General features: G+C 73.3%; 19 protein-coding genes and 2 pseudogenes. 16 read left to right on the top strand and 5 right to left on the bottom strand.

The genetic code is table 11. The features are described from left to right. Nucleotides 1–189, top strand: a pseudogene (locus ACTT8P_RS36035) (phage holin family protein); the annotation flags it as partial. An 18-nt stretch (nt 190–207) separates the two neighbouring features. Here ACTT8P_RS36035 and ACTT8P_RS36030 read toward each other — a convergent pair. After that, a pseudogene (locus ACTT8P_RS36030) lies at nt 208–455 on the bottom strand (LLM class F420-dependent oxidoreductase); the annotation flags it as partial. Nucleotides 456–586: 131 nt separating this feature from the next. Between ACTT8P_RS36030 and ACTT8P_RS36025 the strand changes: the two are divergent. The 13 genes from ACTT8P_RS36025 to ACTT8P_RS35965 all read left to right on the top strand — a co-directional run bounded on the left by ACTT8P_RS36025 (nt 587) and on the right by ACTT8P_RS35965 (nt 9,135). Continuing rightward, nucleotides 587–874 (top strand): hypothetical protein, encoded by a 288-nt coding sequence (locus ACTT8P_RS36025; protein ID WP_442836020.1) that lies wholly within the window; start codon nt 587–589, stop codon nt 872–874. Then, nucleotides 871–2,727, top strand: a complete 1,857-nt coding sequence (locus ACTT8P_RS36020) for a transketolase (protein ID WP_442836019.1) — start codon at nt 871–873, stop codon at nt 2,725–2,727. Before ACTT8P_RS36025 ends, ACTT8P_RS36020 begins: the two co-directional genes overlap by 4 nt. Continuing rightward, complete coding sequence (gene ligD, locus ACTT8P_RS36015; RefSeq protein WP_442836018.1) at nt 2,724–3,665, top strand: non-homologous end-joining DNA ligase; 942 nt, start codon at nt 2,724–2,726, stop codon at nt 3,663–3,665. The genes ACTT8P_RS36020 and ligD overlap by 4 nt, the downstream gene beginning before the upstream one ends. An 85-nt stretch (nt 3,666–3,750) precedes the next feature. Continuing rightward, on the top strand, nt 3,751–4,119 hold the full coding sequence (locus ACTT8P_RS36010) for a gas vesicle protein (protein ID WP_442836017.1): 369 nt from the start codon (nt 3,751–3,753) through the stop codon (nt 4,117–4,119). A 63-nt stretch (nt 4,120–4,182) separates the two neighbouring features. Next, entirely contained in the window at nt 4,183–4,614 is a 432-nt protein-coding gene (locus ACTT8P_RS36005) for a gas vesicle structural protein GvpA (RefSeq protein WP_442836016.1), read from the top strand. Then, on the top strand, nt 4,611–5,384 hold the full coding sequence (locus ACTT8P_RS36000) for a GvpL/GvpF family gas vesicle protein (RefSeq protein ID WP_442836015.1): 774 nt from the start codon (nt 4,611–4,613) through the stop codon (nt 5,382–5,384). Before ACTT8P_RS36005 ends, ACTT8P_RS36000 begins: the two co-directional genes overlap by 4 nt. 5 nt (nt 5,385–5,389) lie before the next feature. Beyond that, entirely contained in the window at nt 5,390–5,653 is a 264-nt protein-coding gene (locus ACTT8P_RS35995; protein WP_442836014.1) for a gas vesicle protein GvpG, read from the top strand. Further along, nucleotides 5,650–6,351, top strand: a complete 702-nt coding sequence (locus ACTT8P_RS35990) for a DNA primase (RefSeq protein WP_442836013.1) — start codon at nt 5,650–5,652, stop codon at nt 6,349–6,351. Before ACTT8P_RS35995 ends, ACTT8P_RS35990 begins: the two co-directional genes overlap by 4 nt. Further along, on the top strand, nt 6,348–7,505 hold the full coding sequence (locus tag ACTT8P_RS35985; RefSeq protein WP_442836012.1) for an SRPBCC family protein: 1,158 nt from the start codon (nt 6,348–6,350) through the stop codon (nt 7,503–7,505). The genes ACTT8P_RS35990 and ACTT8P_RS35985 overlap by 4 nt, the downstream gene beginning before the upstream one ends. After that, nucleotides 7,502–7,894, top strand: coding sequence for a gas vesicle protein (locus ACTT8P_RS35980; RefSeq protein WP_442836011.1), 393 nt, complete (start codon nt 7,502–7,504; stop codon nt 7,892–7,894). The genes ACTT8P_RS35985 and ACTT8P_RS35980 overlap by 4 nt, the downstream gene beginning before the upstream one ends. Then, nucleotides 7,891–8,670, top strand: a complete 780-nt coding sequence (locus ACTT8P_RS35975) for a GvpL/GvpF family gas vesicle protein (RefSeq protein WP_442836010.1) — start codon at nt 7,891–7,893, stop codon at nt 8,668–8,670. The genes ACTT8P_RS35980 and ACTT8P_RS35975 overlap by 4 nt, the downstream gene beginning before the upstream one ends. Continuing rightward, nucleotides 8,667–8,849 carry a gas vesicle protein gene (locus ACTT8P_RS35970; RefSeq protein ID WP_215168427.1) on the top strand — a complete coding sequence of 61 codons (183 nt, stop codon included), beginning with the start codon at nt 8,667–8,669 and terminating at the stop codon, nt 8,847–8,849. The genes ACTT8P_RS35975 and ACTT8P_RS35970 overlap by 4 nt, the downstream gene beginning before the upstream one ends. Before the next feature lies 1 nt (nt 8,850). Then, on the top strand, nt 8,851–9,135 hold the full coding sequence (locus ACTT8P_RS35965) for a gas vesicle protein K (RefSeq protein ID WP_442836009.1): 285 nt from the start codon (nt 8,851–8,853) through the stop codon (nt 9,133–9,135). A 30-nt stretch (nt 9,136–9,165) separates the two neighbouring features. Here the strand turns inward: ACTT8P_RS35965 and ACTT8P_RS35960 are convergent, their stop codons facing one another. The 3 genes from ACTT8P_RS35960 to ACTT8P_RS35950 form a co-directional block, all read right to left on the bottom strand. Continuing rightward, nucleotides 9,166–9,336, bottom strand: a complete 171-nt coding sequence (locus tag ACTT8P_RS35960; protein WP_442836008.1) for a hydrophobic protein — start codon at nt 9,334–9,336, stop codon at nt 9,166–9,168. A gap of 43 nt (nt 9,337–9,379) precedes the next feature. Continuing rightward, the gene (locus tag ACTT8P_RS35955) at nt 9,380–10,201 is read right to left on the bottom strand and encodes a methyltransferase domain-containing protein (RefSeq protein ID WP_442836007.1); all 822 of its coding nucleotides are present in this window, start codon (nt 10,199–10,201) and stop codon (nt 9,380–9,382) included. A gap of 98 nt (nt 10,202–10,299) precedes the next feature. After that, nucleotides 10,300–11,787, bottom strand: a complete 1,488-nt coding sequence (locus tag ACTT8P_RS35950) for a bifunctional phosphatase PAP2/diacylglycerol kinase family protein (RefSeq protein ID WP_442836006.1) — start codon at nt 11,785–11,787, stop codon at nt 10,300–10,302. A gap of 97 nt (nt 11,788–11,884) precedes the next feature. On the opposite strand from ACTT8P_RS35950, the gene ACTT8P_RS35945 reads away from it, so the two are divergent. Then, on the top strand, nt 11,885–13,504 hold the full coding sequence (locus ACTT8P_RS35945; RefSeq protein WP_442836005.1) for an ABC-F family ATP-binding cassette domain-containing protein: 1,620 nt from the start codon (nt 11,885–11,887) through the stop codon (nt 13,502–13,504). A gap of 1 nt (nt 13,505) precedes the next feature. On the opposite strand, the gene ACTT8P_RS35940 is transcribed toward ACTT8P_RS35945, so the two are convergent. Beyond that, nucleotides 13,506–14,633, bottom strand: a complete 1,128-nt coding sequence (locus ACTT8P_RS35940) for a baeRF2 domain-containing protein (protein WP_442836004.1) — start codon at nt 14,631–14,633, stop codon at nt 13,506–13,508. Nucleotides 14,634–14,694: 61 nt separating this feature from the next. On the opposite strand from ACTT8P_RS35940, the gene ACTT8P_RS35935 reads away from it, so the two are divergent. Then, on the top strand, nt 14,695–14,973 hold the full coding sequence (locus ACTT8P_RS35935) for a DUF6158 family protein (protein WP_442836003.1): 279 nt from the start codon (nt 14,695–14,697) through the stop codon (nt 14,971–14,973). The last annotated feature ends 34 nt before the right edge of the window (nt 14,974–15,007 follow it).

Here is a 15,007-nt window from a genome sequence, read left to right as displayed (position 1 = left end):
GGACACGGCGCCGGCGGCCAGGGGCGGGTGCCCGGCGGGACGGCGCCGGCCGCGCCGCCGAGCGGGCTCGGCATGCCGTACCCGCCGATGCCGCCCACCGCGCCCGGGACGCCCGGGGCGCCGGGGACCCGGGCCCAGGAGCCCCGGCAGGACGACATCGACCCCGAGGCCCCGCACGGCAGGGCCTGACGGCCGGGGCGCCGGGGCTCACACCTGCGGCAGCACCTTCATCCGGTAGAAGTCGAAGAACCCGCGGACGTCGGGGCCGATCTGGTGACCAGGGTCTGCGCCTGCGCGAAGTGTTTCGGTGAGGGCAGCACCTGGCCCGGCTCGCCGGGCAGCAGCTCGTTGGCCCACAGCCGGTGCACCGTCCTGACCGCCGCGTCCGGCGTCATCGTGATGTAGCCGTCGCCGGCCCGCCGCCCGAGTACCCGGGCGGTGGGCCGGAAACCGGTGGTACGGGCCGCTCGCCCACGTTTGGGCGTCCTGGCCAGGGGGACGCGAAAGGCTCGACGCGTGGGCGGCGGTCCGGGCGGCGGCGGGTTTCTGCACGGGGCCGAGCAGCGAGAGGCGCGCGGTGAGCGGGATGAAAGAGACGGACGAGACGGACGAGAGCGCCCGGCCCGGCGGGCGCGGCGGCGAGGCCGCCAAGGGACAGCCGGGCGGTGAGCCGGCCAAGGCGCACCCGGGCGGCGAACCCGCCGCCGAGCACCCCGGCGGCGAGCCGGCCAGGAGCCACCCGCGCGGTGCGCCCACCGGCCCCGGCCCCGACCCCGGTGTCGAACCCCCGCCCGACCAGCCGCCTCCCGGTCCCGGCGTGGCCCCCGGCCCCGTCCGGCGTACCGACGACGACCGCGCGGAAGGAGACACATGAACACCGAGGAACTCGTCGAACTGGGACAGCAGCTGCGCGTGGACAGCGTCCGCGCCGCCGACGCGGCCGGCTCGGGGCACCCCACGTCCTCGATGTCCGCCGCCGACCTGATGGCCGTACTGCTGGCCAACCACCTGCGCTACGACTTCGAGCGCCCCGCCCACCCGGGCAACGACCGCTTCGTGCTGTCCAAGGGACACGCCTCCCCACTGCTCTACTCCGCCTACAAGGCGGCCGGCGTCATCGACGACGAGGAACTGCGCACCTTCCGCAAGCTGGGCAGCCGGCTGGAGGGGCACCCCACGCCGCAGCGGCTGCCCTGGGTGGAGACCGCCACCGGCTCGCTCGGCCAGGGCCTGCCGGTCGGCGTCGGCATCGCGCTGGCCGGCGCGCGCCTGGACCGCACCGGCTACCGGGTGTGGGTGCTGTGCGGGGACAGCGAGCTGGCCGAGGGCTCGGTGTGGGAGGCCGCCGAGCACGCCGGGTACGAGCAGCTCGACAACCTGACCGTGATCGTCGACGTCAACCGGCTCGGCCAGCGCGGCGCCACCCGGCACGGCCACGACCTGGACGCCTACGCCCGCCGGTTCCGCGCCTTCGACTGGCACACGGTCGAGATCGACGGCCATGACGTGGACGCAGTCGACCGCGCCTACGGCGAGGCGCTCTCCACCCGCGGCCAGCCCACCGCGATCATCGCCCGCACCCTCAAGGGCAAGGGCGTCGCGGCCACCGAGGACCGCGAGGGACTGCACGGCAAGCCGGTCAAGGACGCGGCCGAGGCCATCGCCGAGCTGGGCGGGCCGCGCTCGATCACCGTGCACGTCCAGGAGCCGGTCGCCAAGTCCGCGCAGGCGCCGCACCCGGACGGCGCCGGCCGGCTGGAGCTGCCGCGCTGGGAGAAGGGCGGGCAGGCGGCCACCCGGGACGCCTTCGGGCAGGCGCTGACCGCGCTGGGCACCGCCCGTGAGGATGTCGTCGTACTGGACGGCGAGGTGGGCGACTCCACCCGCGCGGAGCTGTTCGCCAAGGAACACCCCGAGCGCTACTTCGAGTGCTACATCGCCGAGCAGCAGCTCGTCGCCACGGCCGTCGGCATGGCGGCGCGCGGCAGGCTGCCGTACGCCTCCACCTTCGCGGCCTTCCTGACCCGCGCCCACGACTTCATCCGGATGGCGTCGGTCAGCGGTTCCGGGATCGTCCTCAACGGCTCGCACGCGGGCACCGCCATCGGCCAGGACGGGCCCAGCCAGATGGGCCTGGAGGACCTCGCGATGATGCGGGCCGTGCACGGCTCGACCGTGCTGTACCCGTGCGACCCCAACCAGACCGCGCGCCTGGTCGCCGAGGTGGCCGGCCTGGCGGGCATCCGCTATCTGCGCACCTCGCGCGGCGGCGCCGAGGTGCTCTACGGGCCCGACGAGGAGTTCCCGGTCGGTGGCAGCAAGGTGCTGCGCTCGGCCGGCCCGGACGACCGGCTCACCTTCGTCGCGGCGGGCGTCACCGTGCCCGAGGCGCTGGCCGCCGCCGACGCGCTGGCCGAGGAGGGCATCGCGGCCCGGGTGATCGACCTGTACTCGGTCAAGCCGGTCGACCGGGACACCCTGCGCCGGGCCGCCGAGGAGACCGGCTGTCTGCTCACCGTCGAGGACCACCACCCCGAGGGCGGCCTCGGCGACGCGGTCGCGGAGGCGTTCGCGGACGGCGGCCCGGTGCCCCGGCTGGTGCGGCTCGCGGTGCGCACGATGCCGGGGTCGGCCGCCCCGGACGAGCAGTTGCACGCGGCCGGCATCGACGCCGAGTCGATCGCCACGGCCGGCCGGCTGCTGGTGGAGCAGGCGGTGGTGCCGTGAGCCCAGCCGCCGCGCGGACCGTGCGGGCCGGTCGGCACACCGTCGAGGTGCACCGGCCGGACAAGGTGCTCTTCCCGGCGCGGGGCACCGCGGACCAGGGCACCGCGGACCAGGTCACCAAAGGAGACCTGGTCGACTACTACCGGGCCGTCGCCCCGTACGCGCTGCCGCATCTGCGGGGCCGCCCGCTGATGCTGGAGCGGCACCCGGACGGCGTCGACGGCCCGGTGTTCATGCAGAAGAACACCCCCGAGCACTACCCGGACTGGGTCAGCCGCGTGGAACTGCCCAAGGCGGGCGGCACGGTGTGCCACACGGTCTGCGACGACACCGCGACCCTGCTGCACCTCGCCGACCAGGCGGCCCTGACCCTGCACCGCTGGCTCTCCCGCGCCGACCGCCCGCACCACCCCGACCGGATGGTCTTCGACCTCGACCCGGGCGTCGACGACTTCGAGACCGTCCGCGAGGCCGCCCACCTGCTCGGCGAACTGCTCGACACGCTGCGGCTGCCGTGGGCGCCGATGACCACCGGCTCCCGGGGCCTGCACCTGATCGTGCCGCTGCGCCGGGGGCCGGACTTCGACGAGGTACGCCACTTCGCGCACCGCGTCGCCGAGACCCTCGCCGCCGCCCACCCGGACCGGCTCACCACCGCCGCCCGCAAGAAGGACCGCGGCGACCGGCTCTACCTCGACGTCCAGCGCAACGCCTACGCGCAGACCGCCGTCGCGCCGTACACCGTGCGGGCGAAGCCCGGCGCCCCCGTGGCCACCCCGCTCACCCGGGACCAGCTCGACGACCCCGCGCTGCACGCCCGCCGCTGGACCGTCGCGGACGCGGTGGCGCAGGCCCGCACCGACCCCTGGGCCGACGTCATGCGGCGCGCCCGCGGCCTCGGACCGGCCCGGCGACGGCTGGAGTCGCGGCACGGCTGACCCCTGTCGAGTTGCGTGGGACAGATGCGTGTGCTCATGGAGGTTTGGCGAACACGCTTGCGGCCACACGGAGGGGGAGGTGGCCATGTCGAACACAAAGAACACGTCCGATTCGCAACCCACGCAACAGAGTTCACAAAGTTCACAGAAGTCCCAGAAGTCACAGGACTCCGGCGAGTCGCGCCGGCCCCGCCCGATGGAGGTGCTGCGCGAGGCGCGCGCCCAGCTCGCGGAGCTGACCGGGATGACCGCCGAGTCCGTGTCGTCCTTCGAGCAGACGGAGGACGGCTGGGCACTGGAGGTCGAGGTGCTCGAACTGGAGCGCGTCCCCGACACGATGAGCCTGATGGCGAGCTACCAGGTGGAACTGGATTCCGACGGGCAGCTCACCGGCTACCGCCGGGTCCGCCGCTACGAACGCGGCCGCTCCGACGGGCGCCGCGGCGGTCACTAGCCGGCCCACGCGGACTCACTGACTCACACCCACATTCACCGACCCAAGGAGGGATCAGCCGGAATGACTGTCGTACCGGCACAGCAGACCGGCGGCGGAGGCGGCAGCAGCGGCCTCTACGACGTGCTGGAACTCGTTCTGGACAGGGGGCTCGTCATCGACGCATTCGTGCGGGTGTCCCTGGTCGGTATCGAGATCCTCAAGATCGACGTCCGGGTCGTCGTCGCCAGCGTCGACACCTACCTGCGCTTCGCCGAGGCGTGCAACCGCCTCGACCTGGAGGCCGGCCCGCGCAAGAACCCGGGCCTGCCCGACCTGGTCGGGACCATGACCGAGTCCGGCGCGCGCGGCAAGTCCAAGGGCGCGCTGTCCGGCGCCGCCGAGACCATCTCGGACGCCTTCAAGCAGGCCCGCGGCGAGAACGAGAACGAGACCGAGTCCCGCCCCCGTGCCCGCAGGTCGACGTCCTCGCGCCGTAAGGAGGAGCAGGAGTGAGTACGTACGTCTACGGCATCACGGCGAGCGCGCACCCCGCGCTCCCCGAGGACCTGGCCGGCGTCGGCGACCCGCCGCGCAAGGTGCGGGTGCTGACCGAGGGGGACCTGGCGGCCGTCGTCAGTGACGCCCCCGAGGGGCTGCGGCCCAAGCGCAAGGACCTGCTCGCCCACCAGAACGTGCTCGCCGAGGCGGGCGCGGAGGGCTGTGTGCTGCCGATGCGGTTCGGCAGCGTGGCCCCCGACGACAAGTCCGTCACCGGCGTGCTCGCCGAACGCGCCGAGCACTACAAGGAGCGGCTGCACGCCCTGGACGGCCGGGTCGAGTACAACATCAAGGCCAACCACGTGGAAGAGGCCGTACTGCACCACGTGATGGCCGAGAGCCCGGAGATCCGCGCGCTGGCCGAGGCCAACCGGCAGGCGGGCGGCGGGAGTTACGAGAGCAAGATCCAGCTCGGCGAGATGGTCGCCGCGGCGGTCCAGGCCCGGGAGGCCGAGGACGCCGGCGCCGTCCAGCGGGTGCTGGAGCCGGAGGCCGACGCGGTCAGCGTCGGACCCGAGTCCACCGGCTGGCTGGCCAATGTGTCGTTCCTGGTGGACCGGGAACGCGCCGACACCTTCCTGGCGGCCGTGGAGCGCGCCCGCCGGGAGCTGCCGCACCTGGAGGTGCGGATCAACGGCCCGCTGCCGCCGTACAGCTTCGTGGAGCCCGGCCCCGCCGAGCCCGCGGGCACCGCGGCGGGCGGCGCCGACACCGGAGCGGAGTGAACGAAATGGGCCTGATCTCGGAGGTGCTGCTGCTGCCGTTCGCACCGGTGCGCGGCAGCGCCTGGGCCGTCAGACAGGTACTCCAGGAAGCCGAGCGGATCTACTACGACCCGGCCACCGTACGAGCTGAACTGTCCCGCCTGGAGGAGCAGTTGGAGGCCGGTGAGATCACGGAGGAGGAGTTCGACCGGCAGGAGGACGAACTCCTGGACCGGCTGGAGATCGCGTCGCGCGGCAGCGCGGGAACGGGCAACGGGACGACACCATGAATCGAGTGGGACTCGGCCTCGCGGTAGGGGCCGGCTATCTGCTGGGACGCACGAAGAAACTCAAATTCGCGATCGCGGTGGGGACGGCGGTGGCCGGCAAGCGGCTCAACCTCACCCCGCGCGGCATCGCGGACCTGGTCTCCGGCCAGCTCCAGAACAATCCGCAGTTCAAGGAGATAGGCGACCAGCTGCGGCAGGACATGCAGGGCGTCGGCAAGGCGGCCACCGGGGCGCTGGTCGAGCGGCAGATCAACGGGCTCGCCGACCGGCTGCACGGCCGTACCTCCCAGGTGCGCGACCAGCTCTCGGGCGTCGCCTCCAAGGTGCCCGGCACGGACCGCGACGACGACCGTGACGAGTACGACGACGACCGCGACGAGTACGACGACCGGGCCGAGTACGACGACGAAGCCGAAGCCGCCGACCGGGGCGCCGAGCCCGACGACGAGCCCGGGCAGCGGCACGAGGAGCCCGCGCGACGGAGCGGCCGTACGGCGAAGAAGGCCCCGGGCGAGGCGGCCGCGAAGACGGCCAAGAAGGCGCCGGCGAAGAAGACGGCGGCCAAGAAGACCGCCGCCGCCAAGAAGACGCCGGTGAAGAAGACCGCGGCGAAGCGCACCCAGTCGGCGACCAAGACCGCCCGGGGCGCCGCCCGCGGTACCCGGGCCCGGCTGCCGAAGGGCGGTGGTGAGCGATGACCGGGACCGTCAGGGGCGCGGCCGGCAAGGCGGGCGGCGCGGCGAAGCACAACCCGCTGGCCGACGTGGCCCGCGGTGAGGCCGCCGACCGGCTCAAGGACGAGGTGCAGCAGTACCTCGCCGCCCAGGCCACCAAGATGCTGGTCGGCGTCGGCCGCAAGCTCGGCGAGACCACCGTCAAGCTGAACGACATCGCCGACGGCAACAGCCCCGGCTTCGCCAAGCTGGCCCTGGACGGCGGGCGCAAGCTCGCCGAGGGCAAGAGCCCGATGCGCACCGCGGTGGAGCTCGGCGCCGGCCGGCTGAAGGACAACGTGGTCGGCGCGTTCAAGAACCTCGGCGGCGGCAAGGGCAAGCGCAAGGGCGGCGCCGGCCAGAAGCCGACCGTCATCATCGAGTACGCCGACGTCGGCGTGGAGCTGCGCACCGCCTACGACCAGTGGACCCACTACCAGGACTTCAGCACCTTCGCGAAGGGCGTCAAGAGCGCGAACCGCGCCGACGACACCACCTCCGACTGGCAGCTGAAGGTCTTCTGGTCCAACCGGAGCTGGAAGGCGAAGACCACCGAACAGGTGCCGGACGACCGGGTCTCCTGGACCTCCGAGGGCGCCAAGGGCACCACGAAGGGCGTCGTCTCCTTCCACGAGCTGGCGCCGACCCTGACCCGGGTCATCGTGGTCGTCGAGTACTACCCCAAGGGCCTGTTCGAGAAGACCGGCAACATCTGGCGGGCCCAGGGCCGCCGGCTGCGGCTCGACCTGAAGAACTACGTCCGCTTCATCACGCTGAAGGGCGAGACGGAGGACGGCTGGCGCGGGGAGATCCGCGACGGCGAGGTGGTCCGCAGCCACGACGACGCGGTCGCGGAGGAGGAACGGGACGAGCAGGAGGAGCACGAGGAAGCCGAGGACACCGAGGACGCCAAGGACGAAGCTCCGTACGACGAGGCGGACGACGCCTACGAGGAGGAGCCGCAGGACGAGGCGGAGGACGAGGCGGAGGAGGAGACCGACGAGGAGCCCGAAGCCGAGGACGAGTACGCCGACGACGTCGAGGACGCCGAGGACGAGTACGAGGCCGAGGACAAGGGCGACCGGGACGACGCGTACCGCGAGGAAGACGAGTACGCCGAGCGCGGGAGCCGTCGATGACGACACCCAGCCGCATGCCCGAACCCTTCGGCCAGGGACAGAGCGCCAACCTCGCCGACATCCTGGAGCGGGTGCTGGACAAGGGTGTCGTCATCGCCGGCGACATCCGGATCAACCTGCTCGACATCGAGCTGCTCACCATCAAGCTGCGGCTCATCGTCGCCTCCGTCGACAAGGCCAAGGAGATGGGCATCGACTGGTGGGAGAGCGACCCGGCGCTCTCCTCGAACGCCAAGCACAAGGAACTCGCCCGGGAGAACCGGGAGCTGCGCGAACGGCTGGCCGAGCTGGAGTCCGGCCGTACCCCGCTGGAGCCGGGCCGCCGGCCTCAGCGAGAAGCCCAGCGGGAATCCCAGCGGGAAGCTCAGCAGGAAGAGGAATCCCCATGAGCGGACTGCGGTACGTCTACGCCGTCTGCCGCCCCTTCGACGCGGCCCTCCAGTCGCAGCTGACCGGGGTGGCGGGCGATCCGCCCAGAACACTGCGCCACCACGGCCTGGTCGCCGTCGTCAGCCATGTCCCCGAGGCCGACTTCACCGAGGAGTCCCTCAAGGCCCACCTGGAGGACCTGGACTGGCTGGCGGCGACCGCCCGCGCCCATCAGCAGGTGATCGACGCGCTGACCGCCGTCACCACGCCGCTGCCGCTCCGGCTGGCCACGGTCTTCCGGGACGACAGCGGCGTCCGGGTGATGATGGAGGAACGCGAGCAGGGCTTCCTGCGCACCCTGGAGCGGCTGGCCGGCCGGGTGGAGTGGGGCGTCAAGGTGTACGTCGAGAGCGGCGGCGGACAGCAGGCCGCGGCACAGCCGGCCGGGAAGCCCGCCTCGGGGCGGGACTATCTGCTCCAGCGGCGGATGCGCACCCGGGCCGGCGAGGATCTGTGGCAGCGGGCGGAGGAGTTCGCCGGCCGGCTGCACGAGACGCTGTCCGGGCGGGCCGACGACGCCCGGCTGCACACGCCGCAGAATCCGCAGCTTTCCGGGGCCGCCGGACGCAATGTACTCAATGCCGCCTATCTGGTGCGGCGGGATCTCTCCGAGGAATTCGTGGAACTGGTCGACCGGACAAAGGACGACGCCCCGGGAATTCGGGTGGAACTCACCGGCCCCTGGGCGGCCTATTCCTTCGCGGGCGACAGCACCGGGAACGGGGAGGGTTCATGACCGTCGTGGAACGCCGGGAGATCGCCCTGGTCGACCTGCTGGACCGGCTGCTGGCCGGCGGGGTGGTGATCACCGGGGACCTCACGCTGCGCATCGCCGACGTCGACCTGGTCCGCATCGACCTGAACGCGCTGATCAGCTCGGTCAACGCCAATGTGCCCTCGCCCTGGGAGGACTGACGTGAGCGAGCGACACGGCCGGATCGAGTTCGAGCCCGACACCGTCGAACGGGACCTGATCAAGCTGGTGCTGACCGTGGTGGAGCTGCTCCGCCAGCTCATGGAGCGGCAGGCGCTGCGCCGCTTCGACCAGGGCGATCTCAGCGAGGACCAGGAGGAGCGCATCGGGCTCACCCTGATGCTGCTCGACGACCGCATGACCGAGCTGCGGGAGCGCTACGGTCTGCGGCCCGAGGACCTGAATCTGGACCTCGGGCCGCTCGGACCGCTGCTGCCCCGGGAGTGAGCCTCCCGGGGCAGCGGCCTCACCACGTGGTCACCACCGGTACCAGCGGCCGCGTCCGCCGCCGGCCGACGTGCCGCGCACCAGGAAGCCCAGCAGCCACAGGACGATGACGACCAGAGCGATCCACCAGAGAATCTTCAGGGCGAATCCGGCGCCGAAAAGGATGAGAGCGAGCAACAGGACGAGCAGAAGCGGAACCATAGTGAATTACCTCCTGCCGTACTGGTGTCCCGGATTTCTTCGATCAGACATCCTTTCTGCACAGAATCTCTCCGTGCAGCACACCGAACCAGCCCTCGGGCCGCTCCCCCCAATTCCGCCAGGCCGCCGAAACGGCCCGCAGTTCCTCCGCCGACGCATGGCCGCCCTCCGTGGCCCGCTCGGCGTACGCCGACTCCACGGTCCGGTCCGCCCACAGGCCGCTCCACCAGGCCCGCTCCTCGGGCGTGGTGAAGGTCCAGGTGCTGGAGCCGGCGGTGATGTCGGTGAAGCCGGCCTCCAGCGCCCACGCCTTCAGCCGGCGCCCGGCGTCCGGCTCGCCGCCGTTGGCCCGGGCCACCCGCCGGTACAGGTCCAGCCAGGCGTCCATCCCGGCCGACGCCGGGTACCAGGTCATGGCGCCGTAATCGGAGTCGCGGACGGCGACGAAACCGCCCGGCTTCGTCACCCGCCGCATCTCGCGCAGCGCCGCCACCGGGTCGCCCACGTGCTGGAGCACCTGATGGGCGTGGACCACGCAGAAGGTGCCGTCGGGGTAGTCCAGGGCGTGCACGTCGGCCACGGCGAAGTCGATGTTGGCCAGGCCCCGTTCGGCGGCCACCGCCCGGGCCCGGTCCAGGATCTGCGGGGCCCGGTCGACGCCGGTGACACGGCCGTCCGGGACCAGCGCCGCGAGGTCCGCGGTGATGGTGCCCGGACCGCAGCCGATGTCCAGGATCCGCATGTGCGGCTTCAGGGCGCCGAGCAGATACCCGGCGGAGTTGGCGGCGGTGCGCCAGGTGTGCGAGCGGAGCACGGACTCGTGGTGCCCGTGCGTGTAGACGGCGGTCTCCTGCGGCCTCGGCATCGCTGATCCCCTCTCGGACGACTGCGCTCACCGTACGCCCGCCGATCGCATGCTGAGACCGTCGTTTTGCCATATGGGATGACGGGGCGTCAGATCGGTCAGGGCAGCGGCCGGTACACCGTGAGCGCCTCGGGCAGCTTCTCCACCGTCACATCGCCCTCGGTCTCGGTGACCTCGCCGTCGTAGGCCAGCAGCGTGCCCGGCGCGACGCCCTTCAGCCGCAGCCGTCCCACCTGCACCGCCGCGTGCGCGGGGGACCGGGTCAGCGGCCCGGCGAAGGCCGCCGACAGCAGCCGCAGCGCGGGCCGGCTGCCGCCGTGCACCACCCGTACGTCGAGCCGGCCGTCCGCCAGATCCAGCCGGCGGCCCGGCGCCAGCCCCATGCGGTGGTACGTGCCGTTGCCCGCGAACAGCATCCACAGCGGCCGGGTGCGGCCGCCGACCTCGGCCCGCAGCGGATGCCGGTCGGCGCGCAGGACCCGGACGGCCGCCAGCACGCCGGCCGGCCAGCCGCCGATCCGGGGCGAGAAGCGCTCCCGCTCGCGCACCAGCTCCGGGTACACCCCGAGGCTGAAGGTGTTCAGGAAGATCCCGTCCAGCCGCCCGGAGGTGAACCGGCCCACGTCCACCCGGACGCCCTCGCCCTGCTCCAGCGCCCGGCACAGCGCCCGGACGTCTTCGACGCCGAGGTCGTAGGCGAAGTGGTTCAGGGTGCCGCCGGGCAGCACCGCCAGCGGCAGCCCGTGGCGCAGGGCGACCCGGGCCGCCGCGTTCACCGTGCCGTCGCCGCCGCACACGCCGAGCACCCGGGCCCGGCCCGCCGCCTTCTCCAACTCGCCCCCCACATCGCCCGGTTCGGCCTCGATCACCTCGGCCAGCGGCAGCGCGTCGCACAGCGCCCGGACCCGCTCCGAGGTGCCCGAGCCGAGGTTGGCCACCATCACCAGACCCTCGCCGCCGGACAGCGCCGGCACCTCGGCGACCGGCCGGGCCGGCGGCAGCAGCTGGGCCCGGGTGGGCACCAGCCCGCGGACCGCGAACGCGGCGCCCGCGCCGAGCGCCGCGCCCGCCACCACGTCACTGGGGAAGTGCACGCCGGTGTAGACCCGGGACAGGGCGACCGCCGCGGCGATCGGGGCCACCGCCGCGCCCCAGGCCGGCGACTCCAACGCCACCCCGGTGGCGAACGCGGCGGCCGAGGCGGCGTGCCCGGACGGGAACGAGGTGGTGATCGGCTGCCGCTTGAGCTGCCGCACCAGCGGTACCGGGTCCAGCACCGGCCGGGGACGGCGGACCGAGCGCTTGCCGAGGGTGTTGATGGTCAGCGAGGCCACGCCGAGCGAGGCCAGGCCGCGCACGGCGGCCCGCCGGGAGCGCGGGGTGCGGGCCGCGGTCAGCGCCGCGGCGGCCGCGAACCACAGCACCCCGTGGTTGGCACTGCGGCTCAGCCGCGGCAGCACCCGGTCGCCGCCGGGAAAGTGCCGCGCGGCCACCGCCTCGAACAGCCGGCGGTCGAGGTCGAGGAAGCCCGTGCGGACGGGATGCGGGCCGGGCAGCGGGACGGTGAGGTCTACGTCGGGGCTCATGCCCTCCCGCCTACCCGCCGGGCGGCCTTTCCTGCCGCTCCCGCCGCTCGGGAAACGCGGTTGCCGGGCGGGGTGCGGAACCAGGGACAATCACCCCATGGGCCATCTCGAAGCAGCGCACCTGGAGTACCACCTGCCGGACGGGAGGACGCTGCTCGGCGACGTCTCCTTCCGGGTGGGGGAGGGCGCCGTCGTGGCCCTCGTCGGCCCCAACGGGGCGGGCAAGACCACCTTGCTGCGGCTGCTCTCCGGCGAGCTGAAGCCGCACGAGGGCACCGTCACGGTCAGCGGCGGCCTCGGCGTGATGCGCCAGTTCGTCGGCTCGGTACGGGACGAGACGACCGTCCGCGACCTGCTGGTCTCGGTCGCCCCGCCGCGCATCCGGGACGCCGCCCGCGCGGTGGACGCCGCCGAGCACGCCGTCATGACCGTGGACGACGAGGCCGCGCAGATGAGGTACGCGCAGGCCCTGTCCGACTGGGCCGAGGCGCGCGGCTACGAGGCGGAGACGCTGTGGGACATGTGCACCACGGCCGCGCTCGGCGTGCCGTACGAGAAGGCGCAGTGGCGGCAGGTGCGCACCCTCTCCGGCGGTGAGCAGAAACGCCTGGTCCTGGAGGCGCTGCTGCGCGGCACCGACCAGGTGCTGCTGCTCGACGAGCCGGACAACTACCTCGACGTGCCCGGCAAGCGCTGGCTGGAGGAGCGGCTCGCCGAGACCCGCAAGACCGTCCTGTTCGTCTCCCACGACCGCGAGCTGCTGGCCCGCGCCGCCCAGCGGATCATCTCCCTGGAACCGGGCCCGGCCGGCGCCGACGCCTGGACGCACGGCGGCTCCTTCGCCACCTACCACGAGGCCCGCCGCGAGCGCTTCGCCCGCTTCGAGGAGCTGCGCCGCCGCTGGGACGAGAAACACGCCCAGCTGAAGAAGCTGGTGCTCACCCTGCGCCAGGCCGCCTCGGTCAGCCACGAGATGGCGTCCCGCTACCACGCCGCCCAGACCCGGCTGCGCAAGTTCGAGGAGGCCGGCCCGCCGCCCGAGCCGCCGCGCGAGCAGGACATCCGGATGCGGCTCAAGGGCGGCCGCACCGGCGTCCGCGCCGTCACCTGCGAAAAGCTCGAACTGACCGGCCTGATGAAACCCTTCGACCTGGAGGTCTTCTACGGCGAACGGGTCGCCGTCCTCGGCTCCAACGGCTCCGGCAAGTCGCACTTCCTGCGGCTGCTGGCCGGCGAGGAGGTGGCGCACAGCGGGCGGTGGAAGCTCGGCGCGCGGGTGGTCCCGGGCCACTTCGCCCAGACCCACGCCCACCCCGAACTGCTCGGCCGCACCCTCCTGGACATCCTGTGGACCGAGCACGCCCAGGACCGGGGCGCCGCGATGTCCCGGCTGCGCCGCTACGAGCTGACCGGCCAGGCCGAGCAGAGCTTCGAGCGGCTCTCCGGCGGCCAGCAGGCCCGCTTCCAGATCCTGCTGCTGGAACTCCAGGGCGTCACCGCCCTGCTCCTGGACGAGCCCACCGACAACCTCGACCTGGAGTCCGCCGAGGCACTCCAGGAGGGCCTGGAGTCCTTCGACGGCACGGTCCTCGCGGTCACCCACGACCGCTGGTTCGCCCGCGCCTTCGACCGCTACCTGGTCTTCGGCCATGACGGCCGGGTCCGCGAGACCCCGGAGCCGGTCTGGGACGAACGGCGGGTCGAGCGGGCGCGCTGACTCACTTCCAGCGCAGCAGCGCCCCCAGCCCGCCCACCGGCGTGTCCACCCGGTCCTCGGCGTCCGGCAGCGCCGGCCGCACCGAGATCGCCGGGGCACCGGTCAGCACCGCCGAGCGCAGCAGCGCGTCGTCCGCGCGGGCCGCCCAGGAGTTCTGCTCGCCGAGCGTCTTCAGCTCGGTACGCCGCACCGCGAGCTGGTCGGCGTCCTCGCCGATCCACACCTCGCGGTGGGTGTCCGGCCCGTCCGGGATGACCAGCAGTTCGTCGATACGGTGCTCCCGCGCCGCCTCGACCAGCGCCGGCACGCCCTCCGCCGCACTGGCCCGGCCCGCGCCGTCCGGGGCGCGGGCGGCCAGGAACCGGTCCAGGTCCTGCTGGGCCCGCGCGGTGACGTGCGCCTCGCGCAGCTCCCGGACCTCCTCGTCCAGGAGCCGGCTGCCGGTGCCGTGCGCGGCCTCCACGACCCGGCCCTGGAGCCGCTTGGGCAGCCGCTCGTGCACGGACCGCCGCTCGCGGTCGTCGCCGACCAGGATCAGCAGGTCGGCACCGGTCTCCTCCTGGCACACGGCGAGCGCGTCGGCGATCTCCGCCGCGTTGTGCTCCCAGGTGTTCTCCACCCGCAGCTGGAAGTGCCGCTCCGACCAGTCGAGGGAGCTGGTGGTGCGGTGCACCGGCCACTGCCGGCCGGTCACCCCGCCCGCGTCCTGGCTGCCCAGCGCGGAGCGCAGCTCGAAGTCGGCGCCCTTGCGGTCGACGTAGGCCACCACGCACACCGGGTCCTCGCCGGCCAGCTCCAGCAGCGGCGAGACATGCGGCAGCGGCGCCCAGTGCACCGCGGTGGGGCGCAGCGGCGCCCGGGCCAGCGGGGTGTCCAGGATCACCTGCCCGCCGCGGGCGAACAGCGCCCGGCCGTGCGGGTCGGTGGCGTGCCGCAGCTCCTTCAGGGCCTCCCGCACGGCCCGGCAGGTCGCCTCGTCGGCGCCCTGGTCCGCCAGCTCCCGGCCGACCGACTCGGCCATCAGGTCACGGGCGTGCGCGGTGTCCTCCGCGTGCCGGGAGAGATCGACGTAGACGGAGGCCCAGGGGCCCTGGTGGTCGTAGAGGGGATGCAGAAACGCGAGATCCATGGGTCCCTCCCGGATACCGCTCGGGGGTGGTGGTGTGTCACCGGGCGGGTACCCGGACCGCATGAACGAACACGACACGCGGGACGGCACCATGACCGGAGTGGACCCGGGTCGCCTGGACGACCAGCAGCTCATGAAGGAGCTGGAGACCATCCACCGCACGCGCCACGACACGCTGCTGTACGGCTCGAACGACGCGCTGCGGGCGCACAACGAGCGGATGGCCCAGCTGGAGGGCGAGTGGCTGCGCCGCAACCCGCGGCGCCCGGTCGCCGCGGGCCGCACCCGGGAGGGCGCCCGGGAACGCGAGTGCGGCGAGTCGGCGACGCCCGGTACCTGACGAGGGTGGGCGGGCCCCCCGGCCGCCCCCCCGC

Source organism: Streptomyces sp. JW3, assembly GCF_052216785.1.
Taxonomy (GTDB): Bacteria; Actinomycetota; Actinomycetes; order Streptomycetales; family Streptomycetaceae; genus Streptomyces.
Note: the sequence above shows the minus strand (reverse complement) of the source record. Positions and strands in the feature narration are given on the sequence as shown.

Bases quoted from the DNA above. Each gene is read 5' to 3' on its own strand.
- ACTT8P_RS36025 (WP_442836020.1), top strand. From the start codon at position 587: ATGAAAGAGACGGACGAGACGGACGAGAGCGCCCGGCCCGGCGGGCGC.
- ACTT8P_RS36020 (WP_442836019.1), top strand. From the start codon at position 871: ATGAACACCGAGGAACTCGTCGAACTGGGACAGCAGCTGCGCGTGGAC.
- ACTT8P_RS36010 (WP_442836017.1), top strand. From the start codon at position 3,751: ATGTCGAACACAAAGAACACGTCCGATTCGCAACCCACGCAACAGAGT.
- ACTT8P_RS36005 (WP_442836016.1), top strand. From the start codon at position 4,183: ATGACTGTCGTACCGGCACAGCAGACCGGCGGCGGAGGCGGCAGCAGC.
- ACTT8P_RS35995 (WP_442836014.1), top strand. From the start codon at position 5,390: ATGGGCCTGATCTCGGAGGTGCTGCTGCTGCCGTTCGCACCGGTGCGC.
- ACTT8P_RS35990 (WP_442836013.1), top strand. From the start codon at position 5,650: ATGAATCGAGTGGGACTCGGCCTCGCGGTAGGGGCCGGCTATCTGCTG.
- ACTT8P_RS35985 (WP_442836012.1), top strand. From the start codon at position 6,348: ATGACCGGGACCGTCAGGGGCGCGGCCGGCAAGGCGGGCGGCGCGGCG.
- ACTT8P_RS35980 (WP_442836011.1), top strand. From the start codon at position 7,502: ATGACGACACCCAGCCGCATGCCCGAACCCTTCGGCCAGGGACAGAGC.
- ACTT8P_RS35975 (WP_442836010.1), top strand. From the start codon at position 7,891: ATGAGCGGACTGCGGTACGTCTACGCCGTCTGCCGCCCCTTCGACGCG.
- ACTT8P_RS35970 (WP_215168427.1), top strand. From the start codon at position 8,667: ATGACCGTCGTGGAACGCCGGGAGATCGCCCTGGTCGACCTGCTGGAC.
- ACTT8P_RS35960 (WP_442836008.1), bottom strand. From the start codon at position 9,336: ATGGTTCCGCTTCTGCTCGTCCTGTTGCTCGCTCTCATCCTTTTCGGC.
- ACTT8P_RS35955 (WP_442836007.1), bottom strand. From the start codon at position 10,201: ATGCCGAGGCCGCAGGAGACCGCCGTCTACACGCACGGGCACCACGAG.
- ACTT8P_RS35950 (WP_442836006.1), bottom strand. From the start codon at position 11,787: ATGAGCCCCGACGTAGACCTCACCGTCCCGCTGCCCGGCCCGCATCCC.
- ACTT8P_RS35945 (WP_442836005.1), top strand. From the start codon at position 11,885: ATGGGCCATCTCGAAGCAGCGCACCTGGAGTACCACCTGCCGGACGGG.
- ACTT8P_RS35940 (WP_442836004.1), bottom strand. From the start codon at position 14,633: ATGGATCTCGCGTTTCTGCATCCCCTCTACGACCACCAGGGCCCCTGG.
- ACTT8P_RS35935 (WP_442836003.1), top strand. From the start codon at position 14,695: ATGAACGAACACGACACGCGGGACGGCACCATGACCGGAGTGGACCCG.